This window comes from Streptomyces sp. NPDC050759, from assembly GCF_044456945.1.
GTDB lineage: Bacteria > Actinomycetota > Actinomycetes > Streptomycetales > Streptomycetaceae > Streptomyces.
The window spans coordinates 194,267-214,797 of the sequence record NZ_JBITGI010000001.1 but is presented as its reverse complement, the minus strand read 5'-3'; the positions used below and the strand labels follow the sequence as shown (position 1 = coordinate 214,797).

The 20,531-nt window shown below is 71.8% G+C and carries 22 protein-coding genes; 12 read left to right on the top strand and 10 right to left on the bottom strand.

Annotated features, from left to right (window positions below):
* Positions 1–43 precede the first annotated feature (43 nt).
* Complete coding sequence (locus tag ACIBJB_RS00980) at positions 44–835, top strand: endo alpha-1,4 polygalactosaminidase (RefSeq protein ID WP_398925164.1); 792 nt, start codon at positions 44–46, stop codon at positions 833–835.
* On the opposite strand, the gene cobS is transcribed toward ACIBJB_RS00980, so the two are convergent.
* Positions 832–1,614, bottom strand: a complete 783-nt coding sequence (gene cobS, locus ACIBJB_RS00975; protein WP_398926787.1) for an adenosylcobinamide-GDP ribazoletransferase — start codon at positions 1,612–1,614, stop codon at positions 832–834. The two genes, ACIBJB_RS00980 and cobS, sit on opposite strands and share 4 nt — an antisense overlap.
* 73 nt (positions 1,615–1,687) lie before the next feature.
* Here cobS and ACIBJB_RS00970 point away from each other — a divergent pair, with 73 nt between their 5' ends.
* Positions 1,688–2,446: a hypothetical protein gene (locus ACIBJB_RS00970; protein ID WP_398925162.1), complete on the top strand. Its 759-nt coding sequence runs from the start codon at positions 1,688–1,690 to the stop codon at positions 2,444–2,446.
* 99 nt (positions 2,447–2,545) lie between these two features.
* Here the strand turns inward: ACIBJB_RS00970 and ACIBJB_RS00965 are convergent, their stop codons facing one another.
* The 3 genes from ACIBJB_RS00965 to cobT all read right to left on the bottom strand — a co-directional run bounded on the left by ACIBJB_RS00965 (position 2,546) and on the right by cobT (position 6,179).
* Positions 2,546–3,238 (bottom strand): hypothetical protein, encoded by a 693-nt coding sequence (locus tag ACIBJB_RS00965; RefSeq protein WP_398925160.1) that lies wholly within the window; start codon positions 3,236–3,238, stop codon positions 2,546–2,548.
* Between the two features lie 24 nt (positions 3,239–3,262).
* Positions 3,263–5,029, bottom strand: a complete 1,767-nt coding sequence (locus ACIBJB_RS00960) for a phosphatidylglycerol lysyltransferase domain-containing protein (protein ID WP_398925158.1) — start codon at positions 5,027–5,029, stop codon at positions 3,263–3,265.
* A 61-nt stretch (positions 5,030–5,090) separates the two neighbouring features.
* Positions 5,091–6,179: a nicotinate-nucleotide--dimethylbenzimidazole phosphoribosyltransferase gene (gene cobT / locus ACIBJB_RS00955; RefSeq protein WP_398925157.1), complete on the bottom strand. Its 1,089-nt coding sequence runs from the start codon at positions 6,177–6,179 to the stop codon at positions 5,091–5,093.
* 126 nt (positions 6,180–6,305) lie between these two features.
* Between cobT and ACIBJB_RS00950 the strand changes: the two genes are divergently transcribed.
* Positions 6,306–6,908 carry a MarR family transcriptional regulator gene (locus ACIBJB_RS00950; protein WP_398925154.1) on the top strand — a complete coding sequence of 201 codons (603 nt, stop codon included), beginning with the start codon at positions 6,306–6,308 and terminating at the stop codon, positions 6,906–6,908.
* On the opposite strand, the gene ACIBJB_RS00945 is transcribed toward ACIBJB_RS00950, so the two are convergent.
* A complete protein-coding gene (locus ACIBJB_RS00945; protein ID WP_398925151.1) occupies positions 6,897–8,099 on the bottom strand; it encodes a bifunctional adenosylcobinamide kinase/adenosylcobinamide-phosphate guanylyltransferase in 1,203 nt (400 codons plus the stop codon). The two genes, ACIBJB_RS00950 and ACIBJB_RS00945, sit on opposite strands and share 12 nt — an antisense overlap.
* A gap of 183 nt (positions 8,100–8,282) precedes the next feature.
* On the opposite strand from ACIBJB_RS00945, the gene ACIBJB_RS00940 reads away from it, so the two are divergent.
* Positions 8,283–8,498, top strand: coding sequence for a hypothetical protein (locus ACIBJB_RS00940; protein ID WP_398925149.1), 216 nt, complete (start codon positions 8,283–8,285; stop codon positions 8,496–8,498).
* 39 nt (positions 8,499–8,537) lie between these two features.
* On the opposite strand, the gene ACIBJB_RS00935 is transcribed toward ACIBJB_RS00940, so the two are convergent.
* From ACIBJB_RS00935 to ACIBJB_RS00925, 3 genes are all read right to left on the bottom strand, one after another.
* Positions 8,538–9,617 (bottom strand): S1C family serine protease, encoded by a 1,080-nt coding sequence (locus ACIBJB_RS00935; RefSeq protein ID WP_398925147.1) that lies wholly within the window; start codon positions 9,615–9,617, stop codon positions 8,538–8,540.
* 57 nt (positions 9,618–9,674) lie between these two features.
* Positions 9,675–10,376 carry a methyltransferase domain-containing protein gene (locus ACIBJB_RS00930; RefSeq protein WP_398925145.1) on the bottom strand — a complete coding sequence of 234 codons (702 nt, stop codon included), beginning with the start codon at positions 10,374–10,376 and terminating at the stop codon, positions 9,675–9,677.
* Positions 10,377–10,459: 83 nt separating this feature from the next.
* The gene (locus ACIBJB_RS00925; RefSeq protein ID WP_398925143.1) at positions 10,460–11,137 is read right to left on the bottom strand and encodes a DUF3043 domain-containing protein; all 678 of its coding nucleotides are present in this window, start codon (positions 11,135–11,137) and stop codon (positions 10,460–10,462) included.
* A gap of 218 nt (positions 11,138–11,355) precedes the next feature.
* On the opposite strand from ACIBJB_RS00925, the gene ACIBJB_RS00920 reads away from it, so the two are divergent.
* From ACIBJB_RS00920 to ACIBJB_RS00890, 7 genes are all read left to right on the top strand, one after another.
* Positions 11,356–12,138 (top strand): PspA/IM30 family protein, encoded by a 783-nt coding sequence (locus ACIBJB_RS00920; protein ID WP_242435893.1) that lies wholly within the window; start codon positions 11,356–11,358, stop codon positions 12,136–12,138.
* Positions 12,139–12,160: 22 nt separating this feature from the next.
* A complete protein-coding gene (locus ACIBJB_RS00915; RefSeq protein WP_398925141.1) occupies positions 12,161–12,439 on the top strand; it encodes a hypothetical protein in 279 nt (92 codons plus the stop codon).
* 115 nt (positions 12,440–12,554) lie between these two features.
* A complete protein-coding gene (locus ACIBJB_RS00910) occupies positions 12,555–13,784 on the top strand; it encodes a sensor histidine kinase (protein ID WP_398925139.1) in 1,230 nt (409 codons plus the stop codon).
* Positions 13,781–14,458 (top strand): response regulator, encoded by a 678-nt coding sequence (locus tag ACIBJB_RS00905; protein WP_398925137.1) that lies wholly within the window; start codon positions 13,781–13,783, stop codon positions 14,456–14,458. The genes ACIBJB_RS00910 and ACIBJB_RS00905 overlap by 4 nt, the downstream gene beginning before the upstream one ends.
* Positions 14,459–14,583: 125 nt before the next feature.
* Complete coding sequence (locus tag ACIBJB_RS00900; RefSeq protein ID WP_398925135.1) at positions 14,584–15,006, top strand: YciI family protein; 423 nt, start codon at positions 14,584–14,586, stop codon at positions 15,004–15,006.
* Positions 14,999–16,144 carry an RNA polymerase sigma factor gene (locus ACIBJB_RS00895; protein ID WP_398925133.1) on the top strand — a complete coding sequence of 382 codons (1,146 nt, stop codon included), beginning with the start codon at positions 14,999–15,001 and terminating at the stop codon, positions 16,142–16,144. Before ACIBJB_RS00900 ends, ACIBJB_RS00895 begins: the two co-directional genes overlap by 8 nt.
* Positions 16,145–16,164: 20 nt before the next feature.
* Positions 16,165–16,578 (top strand): PQQ-binding-like beta-propeller repeat protein, encoded by a 414-nt coding sequence (locus ACIBJB_RS00890; protein WP_398925131.1) that lies wholly within the window; start codon positions 16,165–16,167, stop codon positions 16,576–16,578.
* A gap of 18 nt (positions 16,579–16,596) precedes the next feature.
* Here ACIBJB_RS00890 and nadA read toward each other — a convergent pair whose 3' ends face one another.
* Positions 16,597–17,781 (bottom strand): quinolinate synthase NadA, encoded by a 1,185-nt coding sequence (gene nadA / locus ACIBJB_RS00885; protein ID WP_037719710.1) that lies wholly within the window; start codon positions 17,779–17,781, stop codon positions 16,597–16,599.
* Positions 17,782–18,050: 269 nt separating this feature from the next.
* On the opposite strand from nadA, the gene ACIBJB_RS00880 reads away from it, so the two are divergent.
* Complete coding sequence (locus tag ACIBJB_RS00880) at positions 18,051–18,407, top strand: iron-sulfur cluster assembly accessory protein (RefSeq protein WP_020137379.1); 357 nt, start codon at positions 18,051–18,053, stop codon at positions 18,405–18,407.
* A gap of 98 nt (positions 18,408–18,505) precedes the next feature.
* Here ACIBJB_RS00880 and ACIBJB_RS00875 read toward each other — a convergent pair whose 3' ends face one another.
* Positions 18,506–20,506 carry a hypothetical protein gene (locus ACIBJB_RS00875; protein ID WP_398925129.1) on the bottom strand — a complete coding sequence of 667 codons (2,001 nt, stop codon included), beginning with the start codon at positions 20,504–20,506 and terminating at the stop codon, positions 18,506–18,508.
* Positions 20,507–20,531: the final 25 nt, after the last annotated feature.

Below are 20,531 nucleotides of genomic sequence, written 5' to 3'. Positions count from 1 at the left end.
GATCATCCCTGGCATACGCCGTCGTACTGTCTGGAGCCGTCCGTTGAAGCGCCCTCTCCTGCTCGTCACCCTGCTCCTCCTGTTGACGGGATGCTCGGCCACCCCCGACTCCACCCCCGACTCCGCGTCCGGCGACTCCCGTTGGCGGCCCCGCCCCGGCGTCGCCTGGCAGTGGCAGCTGACCGGCCGTGTCGACACGTCCGTGGACGTGCCGGTGTACGACATCGACGGCTTCGACCAGTCCGAGGCAGTGGTGTCGTCCCTGCACCGCGAGGGCCGCAAGGTCATCTGCTACCTCTCCACCGGCGCGTGGGAGGACTGGCGCCCCGACGCCGGCGCGTTCCCCAAGTCGGTGATCGGACGCGGCAACGGCTGGGAGGGGGAGCGCTGGCTCGACATCCGCGCCACGGACGTCCTGGAACCGCTGATGGCGGACCGCCTCGACATGTGCCGGGAGAAGGGCTTCGACGCGGTGGAGCCGGACAACATGGACGGCTACAAGAACCGCACGGGCTTCGGAATGACGGCGGCGGACCAGCTCCGCTACAACCGCCTGATCGCCCGACTGGCCCACGACCGCGGGCTGTCGGTCGGCCTGAAGAACGACCTCGACCAGATCCCGCAGCTGGTGGGGGACTTCGACTTCGCGGTCAACGAGCAGTGCGCGCAGTACGCCGAGTGCGCGGACATGGAGCCGTTCATCAAGGCGGACAAGGCGGTCTTCCACGTCGAGTACGAACTGCCCACCAGCCGCTTCTGCGCCGAGTCCCGGCGGCTGAAGCTGAGTTCGATGCTGAAGAAGTACGAACTCGGGGTGTGGCGCGAGGCCTGTTAGACGTTGATCGACAGGATCACCAGTGCCGTCGTCGCCGCCGTCTCCGCCAGCCCTCCGAACACGTCCCCGGTCACTCCGCCGAAGCGGCGCGTGCAGTGCCGCAGGAGCAGCTCGGCCGCTGCCACGGCGGCGGCGACCGCCAGGACCGTGCGGACGACGTCGTACGACCCGAGGAGCGCCCCCGCTCCGGCCGCCCCGAGCGTCACCGCGACGGCAACCGGTATCGCACTCCGTACGGGGACCACCCCCGCCACCGCGGCCCCCAGGCCCTCCGGCCTGGCCGGCGGGACCCCGGCGCGGGCCGCCAGCGTCAGGGCCAGACGCGCGGCCGTCGCCGAGACCACGGCCGCCGTCGCACCCCGCGCCCACGAGTCGCCGTACAACTGCGACAGCGCGGCCACCTGGGCGAGCAGCACGAGGACGAGGGTGAGCACCCCGAACGGTCCGATGTCCGACTGCTTCATGATCCGCAGGGCGTCCTCGGCGGGCTTGCCGCTGCCCAGCCCGTCGGCGGTGTCCGCGAGGCCGTCGAGGTGCAGGCCCCGCGTGAGGACCGCCGGTACGGCGACCGTGGCGACCGCGGCGAGCGGTGCGGAGGAGCCAAGGGCCAGGAGCAGGAGGCCCAGCGCGGCGGACGCACACCCCAGGACCACCCCGACCAGCGGAGCGCACAGCATTCCGCCGCGTGCCGCCTCCCGGTCCCAGCGGGTCACCTTCACGGGGAGCACGCTGAGCGTGCCGAAGGCGAAGCGGAGACCGTCGAGCGGGGGTGGGGTCATGGACACGTCGGCAGGGTAGCCCGGACGCCGTGGCCGCCGGGCGGCCCACCCCTGCCGGTCGGAGACTGGGGACATGGGTCACTGGCTGGAGCGCAACATCGTGGAACCGGGCAAGCTGCCGTTGCTTCTCACCCTGACCGCGTTCGTCCTGACCTTCCTGATCACGCGGGTCGTCACCCGGCTCATCCGGGCGGGCAAGGGCCCCTTCGGCAACGTCAGCACCGGAGGGGTGCACATCCACCACGTGGTCCCCGGAGTCGTCCTCACCGTCGTCGGCGGCTTCGGCGCGGTCGGGAGCGGGCGGCACGGCTTCGTGGCGGGGCTGTGCGCGGTCGTCTTCGGCATGGGCGCGGGTCTGGTGCTGGACGAGTTCGCGCTGATCCTGCATCTCGACGACGTCTACTGGACCGAGGAGGGCCGCAAGAGCGTCGAGGTCGTCGTCCTCACCGCGGCGCTGGTCGGCCTGATGCTCGCGGGATTCTCGCCGTTCGGCGTCAACGACGTGACACAGGAGGAGGCCCAGGACCGCGGCGGCGTGATCACCAGCGTGGTGGTCAACTTCCTCTTCGCGATGCTCGTCCTGTTCAAGGGCAAGACCCGGATGGCGATCTTCAGCGTGATCGTCCCGCTCGTCGGCCTGATCGGTGCCATGCGCCTGGCCCGCCCGGGTTCCCCCTGGGCCCGGCGCTTCTACCGGCGCCGCCCGCGCGCCCGCGCCCGCGCCACCCTGCGCGCCTACCGCCGCGACAAGCGCTGGTCGGGCCCCCGCCGGAAGTTCCAGGACCTGATCGGCGGCAAACCGGACCCGACCCCGTCACTGGAACGCCGCTGACGCGCGGCGGGGAACTTGGTCAGAGGTACGGAGCGGTCGGCGTCAACGCCGGTTTCCGGGGCCCGAGGGCCGCAGCCCCGACCGGCATCGGGATGAGTCTCAGGGCTCGCCGGGCGGCAGCCCAGACCCCGCCCCTTCCCTCGCGCACCGCCGGCGTGCCGCCGGGATTCCGCACAGGATCAGCATCGCCGCGATCGCCGCCAGGTGCTCCTTGCCGGCGAGGTTCTCCTTCATCAGCACCTCCGCCACCATCGACGCGATGACGGCACCCGCGGTGAGCCGGGCGCCGTAGCGCAGGCCGAGGAAGACGGCGAGACCCACCACGGCCGCCGACGGGCCGGTGTCGACGACGTGCGCGTCCGCGGCGGACAGGCCGAGTGGGCTGTCGGGGCCCAGCCAGACGCCCACGCGCGCGTACAGCGTTCCGGCGAGCGTGGCCGCGTAGGCCAGAGCGAGCGTCCGCCACCGGCCCAGACAGACCTCGGCGATCCCGAACACGAACAGAATCTGCGCCAGCGCGCCCCACACTGGCAGGTCCAGGGCCGGTACGAACAGGGAGAGAGGAGTGCGGAGCAGGGCGAGCCACAGCGGGTCCGCGGCGCGTACGGCACCGACGTCCTGGACGAAGCCGTAGCCCCACGACTGGTTGTGCACGACGTGCAGGGCCGCCGTCAGACACACGGCCGTCAGGGCCAGGGGGACCGCCCGCCACCCCCGCCGGAGCAACGGCCCGCGCACGGTGACGTACAGCGGCCCCCACTCCGCGCGGGCCCAGCGGGCGAGCGTCTTCATCCCACGGCCCTCATCCCCTGGTTCTCATCTGTGCGTACTCAGGTGCTCCCGCCGCCGTAGCCATCCCGGCAGTCCCGGCACCTCCAGGAACCCCTCCGCGCGGGCCGAGGCGATGCCGATGCGCGGCAGGTCCGCGCTCTTCTCGAAGAGCAGGAACCGCGGTTCCCAGATGGGCCGGTACTTGGCGTTGGCCCGGTACAGGGACTCGATCTGCCACCAGCGCGAGAAGAAGCTGAGCAGCGACCGCCACAGCCGCAGCACCGGCCCCGCACCAAGACGCGCACCACGTTCGAAGACCGAACGGAACATGGCGAAGTTGAGCGAAACCTGGGTGATCTGAATCTCCTGGGCCCGGTTCAGCAGCTCGATGACCATGAACTCCATGAGGCCGTTCTCCGCGTCGCGATCCCGGCGCATGAGGTCGAGGGACAGCCCGTGCGGCCCCCACGGCACGAAGGACAGCACCGCCTTCAGCTCACCGTCGCCGGCCCTGCACTCCAGCGCGACGCACCGGCCGTCCGCCGGATCCCCGAGCCGCCCCAGCGCCATGCTGAACCCGCGCTCGGTGGCCCCGTCCCGCCAGTCGTCCGCATGCCGTACGAGAGCCGCCATCTCCTCGGCCGGGATCTCCTCGTGGCGCCGGATCCGCACGGTGTACCCGGCCCGTTTGACCCGGTTGAAGGCCTGCCGGACGGTCCGCATCGCCCGCCCCTCCAGCGTGAACTCGGAGACCTCGACGATCGCCTCGTCACCCAGCTCCAGCGCGTTCAGGCCGTGCCGCGCGTACACCGTCCCCGCGTCCTCCCCCGCGCCCATCACCGCCGGCAGCCACCCGTGCGCCCGCGCCTCGGCGAGCCACGGCCCGATCGCCCCCGGCCAGGCCTCCGGGTCGCCGATCGGATCGCCGGAGGCCAGCGAGACCCCGCTGACGACCCGGTAGGTCACGGCCGCCTTCCCGGTCGGCGACCAGACGACGCTCTTCTCCCTGCGCAGCGCGAAGTACCCGAGCGAGTCCCGCTCCCCGTGCCGCTCCAGCAGTTCCCGCAGGCGCCGCTCGTCGTCCTCGCTGAGCGGGTCGACGGCACGCCGGGAGCGGAAGGCGGCGTAGAGGACGGCGAGGACGAGGATCGTGCTGAGGACGTTGATGACGACGTTGACCCAGTTCGGCGTCAGGATCCCGTCGAAGCGGGAGTCGTCGGCGGCGACGGAGACCAGCCGCAGCGTGCCGTACCACCACCGCTCCGTGAAGGCCGACGACCTGGACGCCTGGTTGGTGACGGTCACCAGCAGCGCGGCCAGCAACGAGGACACGAGCAGTCCGCCCACGGCCACGGCGGCGGCGAGCCGCGGATTGGACCGGTCACCCTTGGCGTAGAACTCCCGCCGGCCGACGAGCAGGGCCACCACGAAGGCGGCGGTGAGGACCAGCGAGATCCAGTTCTGCGCGTACCGCCGGATCTCCGGGAACGCCATCGCGAGGACGAACAGCGCGAGGAACGCCCCCGACAGCACCAGGTTCAGGATCCACGCCGCCCGCTTGCGCCGCCGCATGGTGATGGCGAGGAAGGCCGTGAACACCCCGGAGGCGAAGCCCGCCGTCAGCAGATACGGCGTGAAGAAGTCCTCCTGGTTGTGCCGCCGCACGTCCTGCCCCAGCGAGACCCACACCGCGCTGAGGAAGTTGACGAACGCGACGACCCTCAGGTACCAGACGGCGAAACCGGCGGCCCGCCGCGAGGCGACGGTGGACCGGCGGACATTCCGAACAGGTGCAACTCGGACATCTCCCATGAAGGGCGATCATGCCCCTTGCGCCGGCGATTCTGCCGCAAGGGCACCCACCTGTCCTGGACTACTCCTCGTCGGCCACCTTCTCCGGCTCCTCCTCGGTAACCGCGGGCCTCTCCGGCAGCTCGGCGGCCAGCGCCGCCGCGGCCTGCACCAGCGGCAGCGCCAGCAGTCCGCCCGCACCCTCCCCGACCGTCACACCGTGGTCGAGCAGCGGGTCCAGGGCCATCCGGTCCAGCGCCTTCGTCTGTCCCGGCTCACCGCTGTTCTGCCCGGCCAGCCACCAGTCCGGCGCCCGGAACGCGATCCGCTGACCCACCAGCGCACAGGCGGCCACGACCACCCCGTCCAGCACGACGGGCAGCTTGCGCACCGCGCTCTGCAGGAGAAAGCCCGTGATCGCGGCGAGGTCGGCGCCGCCGACGGTCGCCAGCAGTTGCAACTGGTCCCCGAGCACCGGCCGCGCCCGCCGCAGCGCGTCCCGGATCGCCGCGCACTTGCGCATCCACGCCAGGTCGTCGATCCCGGTCCCGCCCCGCCCGGTCACCACGGAGGCGTCGGTCCCGCACAGTGCCGCGACCAGCACCCCGGCCGCCGTGGTCCCGCCCACGCTCACATCGCCGAGCACCACGAGATCGGTACCGGAGTCGGCCTCCTCGTCGGCCACCGCGACCCCGGCCCGGAACGCGGCCTCCGCCTCCTCGAGGGTCAGCGCGTCCTCGACATCGATACGACCGCTCCCGCGCCGCACCCGATGCCGTACGACCTCCTCCGGCAGCTCGGCCGGATCGCAGTCCAGCGCCATGTCGACGACCCGCACCGGCACACCCAGCCGCCGCGCGAGGATCGACACCGGACGGCCGCCCTCGAGGACCTCCCGCACCAACTCCGAAGCGCTGCCCGCGGCCCGCCCCGAGACGCCCAGTCCGGCGACCCCGTGGTCACCGGCGAACAGCACGACCCGCGGCCGTTCGACCGGCCGTACCGGTACCGCCGACTGTGCCGCCGCCAGCCACTCACCCAGTTCGTCGAGGCGGCCCAGCGCCCCGGGCGGCACGATCTGACGCTCCCGGCGTGCCTCGGCGTCGCGACGCACCCCGCCGTCGGGGCGCTCGATCAGATCGGTGAAGTCGTCGAGATTAAGCGAGCTCATTCGCCGAACAGTACCGGCCCTGATCGAACACGGCGGCGCCACGTGGCCATGACGTCATTGCACCCAGGATCGCGATCCCATACGTTCCGTTTTGCAACGAATTGCCGTACGTCCTCGGGAGGCCGCATGCCCGCACCAACCGCCCCTTCCGTACGGCGTCTTCGCTCCACCGCCCGCGCGATGCTGCCGTTCCCCGAACCGGAGAGCTGGCTGGACGTGGAGACGGGGGACGCGGACTTCCCGGAGGCGGCGAGAGCGTTCTTCCCCTACACGGCCTTCGACGGCCTGGACCTCAGCCACCGCGTCCTGCACGCCCAGGCGGTAGAACGCCTGGAGGAAGGCCACCTCGGCCGGCTGACGGACCCGCAGATCACCGCCCGTCTCCGCGCCCGCTACGACGTGGTCAGCCTGCTGAACCAACGGCCCCGCACCAGGGATGTGCAGGCCGCCCTCGCCGTCCTGCGCCCCGGCGGCCACCTCCTCGTGGAATGCCCGGACGACCCCCGCGCCGAGTTGGAGTCCCAGGGCTGCACGATCGTCACCACGGCCCGCAGATCCGCGCACATCCCGGGCCGCCTGACGACCCGCCTGCCCCCGACGGCGACCGGACCGCTGGCCTCCGCCGCGAGAGCGCTGGACCACGCCCTGGCCCTCCTCCTCGCCGGCACCCGCTTCGCGAAGGCGTACCGGGTGATCGCCCGCAAGAACGCGGCCACCTCAGCCCCGTAGCACCATCGCCTGCCCCGCCACCACCAGCACCACCTGCTCGCACTCGCCCGCGAACGCCGCGTTCAGCCGCCCCAGCTCGTCCCGGTACCGGCGCCCGGACGCGGTGGCCGGCACGATCCCCGACCCCACCTCGTTGGACACGGCCACCACGGTCCGCCGCGCGCCCCGCACCGCCTCCGTCAACTCCCGCACCCGCGCCCGCAGTTCGCGCTCCCCGCCGTCGGCCCACTCCGCGTCGTCCCACGCTCCCACGGCGTCCATCGCGTCCGTCAGCCACAGCGACAGACAGTCGATCAGCAGCGGCGCCCCGTCGTCCTTCAGCAGCGGCACCAGATCGCACGTCTCGGTCGTACGCCACGACCCGGGCCGCCGCTCCCGATGCGCTGAGACCCGCGAGGCCCACTCGGTGTCCCCGTTCCGCGACCCGCCGGTCGCCACGTACAGCACCTCGGGGAAGGCCTCCAGCCGCCGCTCGGCCTCCACCGACTTCCCGGACCGCGCCCCGCCCAGCACCAGCGTCCGCCGCGGCACATCCGGTACGTCCTCGTAGACCCCGGCGAACACCGTCGTCCCGTCGGGCACGGCCCGCGTCCCCGCCGCGGCCAGCCGCCGCCGCAACTCGGCCCCCGGCGGCACGTCGTGATCGATATGTACGGCGACCACATCCGTCGTGGGCCCGACAGCGCCCACGGCCCGCAGCCGGGCCAGCGCGTCCGGCCGCCGTACGACATCGACGAGCACCACGTCGTACGACTCGACGGCCCCTTCCTCCAGCCCGGCGGGAGAACCCCCCGGCGGCAGATACAGCGCCCGCTGCCCGTCGGGCCCGGTGACGGCGTACCCGGTCCCCGGCGCGTCCATCGCCACGGCCCGCACCCGATGCCCCGTCAGCAACGTCAACTCCCGCCCGTCCGGCACCCGCCCCGGCTGTGGAAGCCCGGCGGGCACCTCGACGGGGGGCCCGTCATGGGGGTGCGACAGCAGCACCTGCCGTACGCCACCGAGCGAGTGCCCGGCACGGGCGGCCGCGAAGGCGGCGCCGGGGGTGAGGTCGAGCAGCAGGGTCTCGTCGATGAGCACGGAGGTGGCAGCCCGGGCGTCCGCGCCGAGCGCGGTCGCACAGGCGGCACAGGGGCAGGAGGGCTTGGGCAGGCCCGCAGGGGCACCGGTGCCGAGCAAAGTCAGTTCCACACGACGATTCTCGCCGGTGCCTATTGATCATGCGCGCGCAGAGGCGCCCCGACAGGGGCGCGGGGAACGGCGCGACCAGCCGCCACGCGCCCGCAGCCAACGAACTGGCGCGATCTTGTTCCGTCGCACCCAGCGGAGCGCATAGGCTCGGCCACGGAACGTGCCCACACAAGGGAGGCCTGCATGGCAACGTGGACGTGGCGATTCGAGAAGGCCGACGGCACAGAGGTCCAGCCCGCCGTGGAGCCCGAGGAGTTCACCACGCAGGGCGATGCCGAGTCCTGGCTCGGCGAGTTCTGGAAGGAACTGCTCGCCGGTGGCGCCGAACAGGTGCGGCTCTCCGAGGACTCCACGGAGATCTACGGCCCGATGAGCCTGCGGGCGGCCGAGGAGGCCTGACGTGGAAGGGCGGGGGTGGCACGCCCTCGCCCACCCGCGCTACTGCTCACCCAGCGTCACCCGCACGGTCTTCGCCCTGCCGTCCCGTGTGAAGGTCACGGAGGTCTGCTGACCCGGCCGGTCCGCCGCGAGCGCCTCGGAGAGCGAGGTGATGGTCGTGATCCCGGTGTCCCCCAACTTGGTGATGACGTCCCCGGCCTCGATGCCGGCCTTGTCCGCGGCCCCGCCGTTCTTCACATCCACGACCGCGACCCCGACGGCCCGGAAGCTGTCGTCGACGACCGTGCGGCCGGTGATGCCGAGCGCGGCCCGGCCCGAGTCGGTGACCCTGCCGTTCTCGATGATCTGATCGGCGACCGTCTTCACCATCGACGCGGGGATCGCGAACCCGATCCCGGGCACCGCGCTGTCCCCGAAGTTGGGGTCGATCGCGGCGAGCGTCGGGATGCCGATGACCTGGCCGTCGAGGTTGACGAGGGCGCCACCGCTGTTGCCGGGGTTGATGGCCGCGGAGGTCTGCACCATGTTGGCGATGGTGGCGCCGGCCCCGCCCCCGCCGTCCTCGCTGACGGTCCGTCCGGTCGCCGAGACGATGCCCTGCGTCACGCTCGACGACAGACCGAGCGGCGAGCCCATCGCGAGGACGATCTGACCGACCGCGACCTTCGCGGAATCCCCGAAGGCCGCCGCCCTCAGCCCGTCCGGCACCTTGTCCAGCTCGATGACGGCGAGGTCCTGTTCGGGATAGGCGTACACGAGCGTGGCGGTCAGCTCGTTCTCGCTGTTCGGGATCGTCACTTTGAAGGTCTTCTCGTCGCCCAGGACATGCGCGTTGGTGACGATGTGGCCCTTGTCGTCGTACACCACGCCGGACCCCAGATCACTGCCGGCCTGGATCTGTACGACCGACGGCAGAACGTCCCTGATCACCTTCTGGTAGTCGCTCTGCAGGTCGGTGTCGGCCGCGGGAACGGCAGGCTGGGCGGGCTGTGCGGCCTGTGTGGTCGAGGCCTCCCGCCGGCCGGGGGAGCCGGAATCCGAACAGCCGGACAGGAGCACGACGGAACACACGAGCGTCGCCACCGGCAACCGCAGAGCACGGGTACGCGAAGCATTCATGCCCCGAGTCTCATGTCGGGGCGAATGCCCGGGCCTGCGCTGTTCGCCCGAACGGGCTCAGCCCCGCACGCCGCACAGGTGCAGCAGCGCGGCGACCCCCCGATACGGATCCGTCCGCCCTGCCCGCTCCTCGCAGGCAAGCAGCGCCTCCACATCGGCCGGTGCCTCGGTGTCGTCCGCCGCCGTGTCCGTGAACACCCGCACGCCGTACCAGGCCTGGAGCGGTGCCCCGATGCCGGCGAGCGTCGCGGTCAGCGTGCTCAGCCGGTCGGCCCGCACATCGAGGCCCAGCCGGTTGCGGTAGGCGGTGGTGTCGAAGGCACCCAGCGCGCCGGCCCAGTCCCCGGCCAGCCCCGGCCGCATCGCCAGCGCGTCGGCGTTGCGCACGAGCAGCGACAGCAGTCCGCCCGGTGCCAGCATCCGGGCCAGCCCGGCGAGCAACGGGTCCGGCTCCTCGACGTACATGAGCACACCGTGGCACAGCACCACGTCGAAGCTGCCCGGCAGAAAGTGCACCCCGGTGTCCCGGCCGTCGCCCTCGACGATCCGCATCCGCTCCCGGATGCCCTCGGGCTCGGCGGACAGGGCCTCACGGGCCGCCGCGACCATCCTGGAGTCCTGTTCGAGCCCGGTCACCTGGTGCCCGGCCCGGGCCAGCCGCAGCGCCTGGGTGCCCTGGCCCATGCCCACGTCGAGCACCCGCAGCCGCTGCCCGACGGGGTACCGCCCGACTATCTGCTCGTCGAGCTGCCGGGCCACCAGCTCCTGTCGTACGACATTCCGCAGCCCGCCCAGCTTGTTCAGCCAGGCATCCGCCGCGCCCCCGGAGAAAGACGTCGTACTCAGGGCCGCTCTCCGCGCTTGACCTGCGGCTTCGGCAGCCGGAGGCGACGCATCTGGAGGGAGCGCATCAGGGCGTAGGCGACCGCGCCCTTGCGGTTCTGGTCCGGGAAGCGCTCGGCGAGCCGCTTCTTCAGACGGAAACCGGTGAGGATCGAGTCGAGCACGATGAGCACGATCACGACGAGCCACAGCAACAGCGCGATGCTCTGCAGCGCACCCACCTGCACCAGGCTCAGCACGAGGATGACCACGGCCATCGGCAGGAAGAACTCCGCCACGTTGAACCGCGCGTCGATGGTGTCGCGGGCGAACTTGCGCACCGGGCCCTTGTCCCGCGCGGGCAGATACCGCTCGTCACCGCCGGCCAGCGCCTGGCGCTGCCTCTCCAGCGCGCTGCGGCGCTCCTCGCGCTGGCGCTTGGCGGCGTCCTTGCGCGTCAGCGACGTATTGGCGACGCTGCGGCGCTGGGACTGGGCCTCACTGCGCTTCGGCGTGGGCCTGCCCTTGGGGGCCTGCGGGTCGCGGGGCTGCTTGGAGTCGGTCAGCTGCGCCTTGTCGGCGACGGCGGCCTTCTCTTCCTTGGTGGCACGGCTACGGAACACAAAACCCAAGGGTAAGGGGTGTCCGGGGTTGGACCCCAGCCCGGTGGGGAACGATCCGGCAACGCCAGTCGTCATGTAGGGGGACAGAGGGGACGTCCGGTGACTGGTTGCTCACCCTGAAGGTCACCTACTCCTCACGCGGGAGCAAGGGATTGGTCAGTCGTCCTTGGGGATGAGCGCATCCGTCCCGGAACAGTGCGTCAATGGATGCAGGGCCCGTACTGTGGGTTCTGTCGCAGAGCTGGAGCTGGAAGTCCGTCAGAAGGGGGCGCGCGAAGCCCATGAGCGGTGTCATGAAGCGTATGGGGATGATCTTCCGCGCGAAGGCGAACAAGGCCCTTGACCGGGCCGAGGACCCGCGCGAAACCCTCGATTACTCGTATCAGAAGCAGCTGGAGCTGCTCCAGAAGGTGCGCCGGGGAGTCGCCGATGTGGCGACCAGCCGCAAGCGCCTGGAGCTTCAGCTCAATCAGCTGCAGTCCCAGTCGGGCAAGCTGGAGGACCAGGGCCGCAAGGCCCTCGCACTGGGCCGTGAGGACCTGGCCCGCGAGGCGCTCTCGCGCCGGGCCGCGCTCCAGCAGCAGGTGACCGACCTCGAGACCCAGCACTCCACGCTCCAGGGCGAGGAGGAGAAGCTCACCCTTGCGGCCCAGCGCCTCCAGGCCAAGGTGGACGCCTTCCGTACGAAGAAGGAGACCATCAAGGCGACGTACACCGCGGCCCAGGCCCAGACCCGTATCGGTGAGGCGTTCTCCGGCATCTCCGAGGAGATGGGCGACGTCGGCCTGGCGATTCAGCGGGCCGAGGACAAGACGGCACAGCTCCAGGCCCGGGCCGGCGCGATCGACGAACTGCTCGCCTCCGGCGTCCTGGACGACCAGTCCGGCATGCACAAGGACGACATCCAGGCCGAGCTGGACCGGCTCTCCGGTGGTACGGATGTAGAGCTGGAACTGCAGCGCATGAAGGCGGAGCTGGCGGGAGGCTCGTCGTCGCAGCAGGCCATCGAGGGCGGCACCGGCCAGTCGCAGTCCCAGCAGCAGCCGCAGGACACCCCACGCTTCGACAAGCAGTAGGGCCCACGCCGAGGAGGGCGACATGATCGTACGGATCATGGGGGAGGGGCAGGTGAGGCTGGCCGAGAGCCACCTCGCCGACCTGAACAAGCTGGACGACGAGCTGCTGGCCGAGATGGAGAACGGCGACGGCCCGGGCTTCCGCCGCACCCTCCAAGCCCTCCTCACCAGGGTCCGCGACCTGGGCGAGCCCCTCCCGGACGACTCCCTGGAACCTTCCGAACTGATCCTCCCGTCCCCGGACGCCACCCTGGAGGAGGTCCGGGACCTGCTCAGCGACGACGGCCTCATCCCGGGGTGACCGGGCGGACGGTGCGCTCCCGGGGACGACCGTCACCGCGTCACCGGCCCGGCCGCCCGGGACGTACAGGCAGCCTCCGTTCCGCCCCCGCCAGGGCACCCGTACGGTTGCGGACGTGAGCACTCTCCAGCGCGCCAGACAGCAGCTCAAGGCGCATCCCCTGGCCCTGGACGCCCTCCTCGCGGCGGGCGTCCTCGTCTGCATGATGGCCGGCTCCTTCGTGGCGCCCCATGAGAAGGACGCCGTCAGCTGGAGTCTGCGCACCCCGGCCCCCCTCAGCCTCGTGCTCATGGTCCTCGCGGCTCTGGCCCTGGTTTTCCGTCGCCGTGCCCCGCTCACGGTCCTCGCCCTCACCGGCACCGCCTCCATCATCGAGTGCGTCACCGGTGATCCCCGTGCCCCCGTCGCCATGGCCGCCGTCATCGCCCTGTTCACGGTCGCCTCCGCCACCGACCGCCCCACCACCTTGCGGGCCGGCCTGCTCACCATGACCGTGCTCACCGGCGCCGCGATGCTCGCAGGGCCGCTGCCCTGGTACGCCCAGGAGAACCTCGGCATCTTCGCCTGGACCGGTATCGGTGCCACCGCGGGCGACGCCGTCCGCAGCCGCCGCGCCTTCGTCCAGGCCATAAGAGAGCGCGCGGAGAAGGCGGAACGCACCCGTGAGGAGGAGGCCCGCCGCCGCGTCGCCGAGGAACGCCTGCGGATCGCCCGCGACCTGCACGACGTCGTCGCCCACCACATCGCCCTGGTCAACGTCCAGGCGGGAGTCGCCGCGCACATCATGGACAAACGCCCCGACCAGGCCAAGGAAGCCCTCGCCCACGTCCGCGAGGCCAGCCGCTCCGCGCTCAACGAACTCCGCGCCACCGTCGGCCTGCTGAGACAGTCCGGCGACCCCGAGGCCCCCACCGAACCCGCCCCCGGACTCGCCCGCCTCGACGAACTCGTCGGCACCTTCCGCAGCGCGGGCCTCCATGTCGAGGTGGCCCGCACCGACCACGGCACCACCCTCCCCGCCGCCGTCGACCTCGCCGCCTACCGGGTCATCCAGGAAGCCCTCACCAACGTCCAGAAGCACGCCGGCACGGAGGCCAAGGCCGAGGTCAGCGTCGTACGCGTCGGCCCCAATCTGGAGATCACCGTCCTCGACAACGGCGCCGGCGAGGACGACGACCCCGACAGCGGCGGCGGCCACGGCCTGCTCGGCATGCGCGAGCGGGTCACCGCCCTGCGCGGCACCCTCACCACCGGGCCCCGCTACGGCGGCGGGTTCCGCGTCCATGCGATCCTGCCGGTCAAGACCCGAACCACCGCGAGGGACAAGCCGGGAGAGCCCGTATGACGATCCGTGTCCTGCTCGCCGACGACCAGGCACTGCTGCGCAGCGCGTTCCGTGTGCTCGTCGACTCGGAGCCCGACATGGAGGTGGTCGGCGAGGCGTCCGACGGCGCCGAGGCGGTCCGGCTGACCAGGCAGGAGCGCGCCGACGTCGTCCTCATGGACATCCGGATGCCCGGCACGGACGGCCTCGCGGCCACCCGCATGATCAGCGAGGACCCCGGCCTCGCCCATGTCCGTGTGGTCATCCTGACCACCTTCGAGGTCGACGACTACGTCGTGCAGTCCCTGCGGGCCGGTGCCTCCGGCTTCCTCGGTAAGGGCAGCGAACCCGAGGAACTCCTCAGCGCCATCCGGGTCGCGGCCGGCGGCGAGGCACTGCTGTCCCCGGCCGCCACCAAGGGCCTGATCGCCCGCTTCCTCGCCCAGGGCGACGCGGACGACAACGACCCGGTGCGCTCCGAACGCCTCGCCGCCCTCACCGTCCGCGAGCGCGAGGTCCTCGTCCAGGTCGCCGGTGGCCACTCCAACGACGAGATCGCCGAGCGCCTGGAGGTCAGCCCGCTCACCGTCAAGACCCACGTCAACCGGGCCATGGCCAAGCTGGGGGCCCGGGACCGGGCCCAGCTCGTGGTGATCGCGTACGAGTCGGGGCTGGTACGGCCGAGGGTGGAATGACCCGACGGGGGCCGTCGAAGTGGCCGCAAAAGAAATTCCGCGGTGATGTCGAGAACCCGTGCCCCGCTCCGTCCCCGTGGTGAGAGCGACCAGAATGGGTCGCATCGGGACCGAGGAGAGACACCATGGCCAAGTACCTGCTGCTGAAGCACTACCGTGGCGCTCCGGCTCCGGCCAACGACGTGCCCATGGAGCAGTGGACGCCCGAGGAGATCTCGGCACACATGCAGTACATGCGGGACTTCGCGGACCGGCTGGTGAAGACCGGGGAGTACGTCGACGGGCAGGCGCTCGCTCCCGAGGGGACGTGGGTGCGGTACGACGGCGAGGGGCGCCCGCCCGTCACCGACGGACCGTTCGCCGAGACCAAGGACCTCATCGCCGGCTGGATGGTCATCGACGTCGACAGCTACGAGCGGGCCCTCGAGCTGGCCGGGGAGCTGTCGGCCGCCCCCGGCGCAGGCGGGAAGCCGATCCACGAGTGGCTGGAGCTGCGCCCGTTCTACGCGGCGTCGCCCACCGACCCGGAGTGCCACCCCGGTGGATGAGGCGCTGCTCAGAAGCCTCACGCCGAGCGTGCTCACCGTCCTCGTCCGCCGCGGAGCCGACTTCGCGGCGGCCGAGGACGCCGTCCAGGACGCGCTGGTCGAGGCGGTCCGGGTCTGGCCGGCCGACCCGCCGCGGGACACGAAGGGCTGGCTGGTCACCGTGGCCTGGCGCAAGTTCCTCGACGCGACCCGCTCGGACACCGCTCGCCGCCGGCGTGAGGAACGTATCGAGGAGGAACCGACGCCCGGCCCCACGCCCGCCGTGGACGACACCCTCCAGCTCTATTTCCTGTGCGCCCACCCCTCGCTCACCCCGTCCTCCGCCGTCGCCCTCACCCTGCGCGCCGTCGGCGGACTCACCACCCGCCAGATCGCCCAGGCCTACCTCGTCCCCGAGGCGACCATGGCCCAGCGCATCAGCCGCGCCAAGCGGACCGTCTCCGGTGTCCGCTTCGACCAGCCCGGCGACGTGGCCACCGTGCTGCGCGTCCTGTACCTGGTCTTCAACGAGGGCTACTCCGGCGACGTCGACCTCGCCGCCGAGGCCATCCGGCTCACCCGGCAGCTCGCCGCCGCGATCGACCACCCCGAGGTCGCGGGGCTGCTCGCCCTCATGCTGCTCCACCACGCCCGCCGCGCCTCCCGCACCGCGCCCGACGGCGGTCTGGTGCCGCTCGCCGAGCAGGACCGCACCCGCTGGGACACCGCGGCGATCGCCGAGGGCGTCCGGATCCTGCAGTCCGCCCTCGCCCGCGACCGGCTGGGCGAGTTCCAGGCCCAGGCCGCGATCGCCGCCCTGCACGCCGACGCGCCCACCGCCGAGGAGACCGACTGGGTGCAGATCGTCGAGTGGTACGACGAACTCGCCCGCCTCACCGACAGCCCCGTCGTCCGCCTCAACCGGGCGGTCGCCGTGGGCGAGGCGGACGGCCCCCGCGCGGGCCTGGCCGCCCTGGCCGCTGTCGAGGACTCGCTGCCCCGTCACACCGCGGCCGCGGCCTATCTCCACGAACGCGCCGGCGACCCGACGACCGCGGCCCGCCTGTACGCCGAGGCCGCCCACAAGGCCCCCAACCTCGCCGAACGCGACTACCTGACCCGCAAGGCGGCCCGGCTCAACTCCCGTACACGGCACTGACGGAGCGGCCCGGGACCTTCATGAGGCGGGGCCGGGTACCCCTGCCGGCCGAGGAGTTCGAGGGCACCGCGACGACGGCGGACGGCACCCTGTGGTTCACCGGCACCTCCGGCCGGGTGACCGCCGTGTCGGTCCGCACCGGCAAGCAGCTGTGGCAGACCCCGACGAGCCTGGAGCAGCCGGGCGGTGTCACCCCCGCTCCGCGCGCCCGCGTGGTGTATCTGTCCAGCGCCGGCGGCCGGGTCGCGGCCCTGGACGCCAAGAAGGGCACGCTGCTGTGGGAAACCCTGCCGCGTGCCCGGTGGGTGAACGCCCTGAACGAGCGGCTGCCCAAGGTGCTGCTCCACAAGGGCGCCCTGATCGTCACCACCCCGTCCGGCGACGTCTTCACCCTCGACCCCGCCCACCCCGAGCGGACCTCCGCATCGGGGTGAGCGCTCCTGACGACGGTGCTACGGCAGCGCCAGCATCCGCTCCAGGGCCAGCTTCGCGAACGCCTCGGTCTCCTTGTCGACCTCGATCCGGTTGACGAGCTTGCCCTCGGCCAGCGACTCCAGGGTCCAGACCAGGTGGGGCAGGTCGATGCGGTTCATGGTCGAGCAGAAGCAGACCGTCTTGTCGAGGAAGACGATCTCCTTGCCCTCGGGGGCGAAACGGTTCGCGAGCCGTCGTACGAGATTGAGCTCCGTGCCGATGGCCCACTTCGAGCCGGCCGGGGCCGCCTCCAGCGCCTTGATGATGTACTCGGTCGAGCCGACGTAGTCCGCCGCGGCCACGACCTCGTGCTTGCACTCGGGGTGCACGAGGACGTTCACCCCGGGGATCCGGGCGCGGACGTCCTCCACCGACTCCAGCGAGAAGCGGCCGTGCACCGAGCAGTGGCCGCGCCACAGGATCATCTTCGCGTCCCGCAGCTGCTCGGCGGTCAGGCCGCCGTTCGGCTTGTGCGGGTTGTAGAGGACGCAGTCCTCCAGCGTCATCCCCATGTCCCGCACGGCGGTGTTGCGGCCGAGATGCTGGTCGGGCAGGAACAGCACCTTCTCGCCCTGCTCGAAGGCCCACTCCAGAGCCTTCTTGGCGTTGGACGACGTGCAGATCGTGCCGCCGTGCTTGCCCGTGAACGCCTTGATGTCCGCCGAGGAGTTCATGTACGACACCGGCACGACCTGCTCGGCTATGCCGGCCTCGGTGAGCACGTCCCAGCACTCGGCGACCTGCTCGGCCGTCGCCATGTCGGCCATGGAACAGCCGGCGGCGAGGTCGGGGAGGACCACCTTCTGGTCGTCGGACGTGAGGATGTCCGCCGACTCGGCCATGAAGTGCACACCGCAGAACACGATGTACTCGGCCTCCGGGCGCGCGGCCGCGTCGCGGGCCAGCTTGAAGGAGTCGCCCGTGACGTCGGCGAACTGGATGACCTCGTCACGCTGGTAGTGGTGGCCGAGGACGAACACCTTGTCGCCGAGCTTCTCCTTGGCCGCGCGGGCGCGCTCGACCAGGTCGGGGTCGGAGGGCGAGGGCAGGTCGCCGGGACACTCGACGCCCCGCTCGCTCCTCGGGTCGGCCTCGCGGCCGAGCAGCAACAGGGCGAGCGGAGTCGGCTGTACGTCGAGCTCCGTGGTCTGGGCGGTGGTCACGACACGCACCCTTTCTACTTTTCGTCGAACTGACGTTATCTATCATAACCCGGTTCACGTCACTTTGACGACGTCTATAACGTCGATGTGACGTGAATCCCGGTCATCCCGGGGCGGGCCGGTCATCGGGCCGCTGTTCGCTTCGTCGCGGGTGTGCGAGCATGAAGAGGACAGGCGAAAAGACAAGTTGCTCGGCCCGGAATGAATCCGCGGCCCCGGCGGTTGCAATCGTCGGTAAGCAGTCTCCGTACAACCCGGGAGAGATGTAGATGTCCGTATCGGACGAGACCGGCACCGTCACCGACGGCATCATCCTGTCCGACGCCGCCGCGGCGAAGGTCAAGGCCCTGCTCGACCAGGAAGGCCGTGACGACCTGGCCCTGCGCGTCGCCGTTCAGCCCGGCGGCTGCTCCGGCCTGCGTTACCAGCTCTTCTTCGACGAGCGTTCCCTCGACGGGGACGTCGTCAAGGACTTCGGTGGCGTCAAGGTCGTCACCGACCGCATGAGCGCCCCGTACCTGGGCGGCGCGTCCATCGACTTCGTGGACACCATCGAGAAGCAGGGCTTCACGATCGACAACCCGAACGCGACCGGCTCCTGCGCCTGCGGCGACTCCTTCAGCTAAGCCTCGGGTTCAGCTGAGCATCGGCTTCGGCCAAGGCTCGAGCGACAGAAGGCGGCGGCCCCCTCCGACGGGGCCGCCGCCTTCGCGCATCTCCAGGGCTACCGGGCCCCGGAGGTCTCCGGCAGCCGTGCCCCCGCCTTCTTCAGCGGGATCTCCTTGCCGTCCGAGCCCACGACCTTGCGGTCGCCGAGCGGCCCGTCGAGCGGCACGGTCTTCTGGATCTCCTTGGCGATCATGATGCAGACCTTGTCCGGCCACGGCGTATAGGTCACCTTGGCCGTCACCTCGTCCGAGGTCTCGCTCGCCGTCGCCGTGTAGTCCCCGCACACCCCGCCCGTGAAGCTCAGGGTCAGCTCGTCGCCCTCGGCCGAGTAGCCGTCCACCTTGACGTCCCGCGTCTTCGGCGCGGAGGTCGGCTGGTCCGACGGCGCCGTGGGGGTGGCGGGTGACGTGGGCGTCGCCGTGGCTGGGGAGGCGATGTACGTCGGGTCGACCGCCGGATACGTCACCGTGAAGGCGTCCTTCGCGCCCGCCGCCCGCACCTCGAACAGCCAGGACGGCACGAGCGCAGACCGGCCGGCCACGAGATGCGACGCCAGCCCGAACGCCGCCTTCTCGACGGTGAGCGTGCTCTTGGCGGGGCTCGCCGTCGACTCCCCGCAGGGCGCCTCCAACCGGTCCTTCAGCGGTACGGGACTGGCGCAGCCGCCGATCCCCATGCGGTGGTCGGCCGCGGGCACCTTGTTCAGCAGGCCCAGCGTCTTCTCGGCGCTCAGCACGGGATACGTGTCGCTCTTCACCGGCGCCTTCAACTGACCGGTGCCGCCGACCACTTCACCCTGGCCGTTCACGGTGACGCCGGTCGTCCAGCCGTACGTGGGCAGCCCGCCCACGACCGGATCGGCGTTCACGACCCGCTGGGCGCCCATGACCTGGCTCGCGTCCAGCTTCGCGCCGTCCTGACCCGCCGCCTTCAGCACCGGCGCGGCGGCCTTCTCCGCGACCGCCACGCTCACCGGGGCGCCGGTGGGGGTCTGCTCCGCACCGCACACGGTGGCGCTGTCACAGTGGTCGATGACGCGGGAGTAGCGCTGGAAGGTCCAGGCGCCCGGCGCCTGCCGGTTCACCTGGAGACTCGGCCCCGAACCGTCCTTGGCCCCGACCCGCCAGACCTGCCCCTGCGCCACCGGCGTCCCGTCGACCCCGAGCGACTCGGCGAGCCGCACCACGTCGTCCTCGGTGACCTGCCCCTGGGTCCGGTAGACCGGCGCCGAGCGGGGCCCCTCCGGGAGACTGCCGTCGACGCGGTACGTCACGCCGTACGGATTCGGCTCCCCGGGCGCGATCCCGGTCCCCGCCCCGTCGCTCACGCTGTAACCGTCGAGCGCGAGGGGCGGGGGAGTGCCGTCCCCCGACGCACCGGAGGCCGTGCCGTCGCCGGACCCTCCGGTGGTACTGGCGGCGAGGTACGCCCCACCGCCCCCGACCAGCAGGACGGCGGCCGCGACGGCGGCGATGACGACGGGGGAGCGGTGCCGGCCGGAACGGGGGGCGTCGGGGTGGGGGAGGGCGGCAACGGCGGGAACGTGATCGTCGTCGGAACCCGCCCCGGCGACAGCGGTATCCAGGGCGGCGGGCTCAGGGGTGTCCACGCTCACGGGCTGATCAGGGCCGGCATCGGCGTCGGGCGCCGGAAGCTTGCCGAGGCCGGTGCGGCTGGGAATCGCCGAGCTGTCGCCATCGGCGGGAGCCTGTGGCGTGTCAGAGTCGGCACGAGCGTCGGGGGCCGCGGGGTCGTCCGGCTCGTCGGCGTCGGCGTCGGCGTCGGCCGCGGGTGCCGGTGCGGTGTCGGAGGCCGGGGAGTCGTCCGCGGCTCCCTCGGCGTGCTCCGCCGAGCTCGAGCCTCCGCCGGCACCGGAAGCCTCCTCGGTGCCCTCGGCTCCACCGGGGCTCGGCTCGTCGCCGGGAGCGTCGGACCCCCGCGTCACCTCGGCACGGCTCACGTCCTCGGCGCCCAGCGCCCCCGCACCGCGCGCTTCCGCAGAGCTCCCGTCCCCGCCGCCGGAGGCCTCGTCGTTGTCGGGTCGCTCGGTGTTCACCGCATCGCTCCTTCTGCTGCGCAAC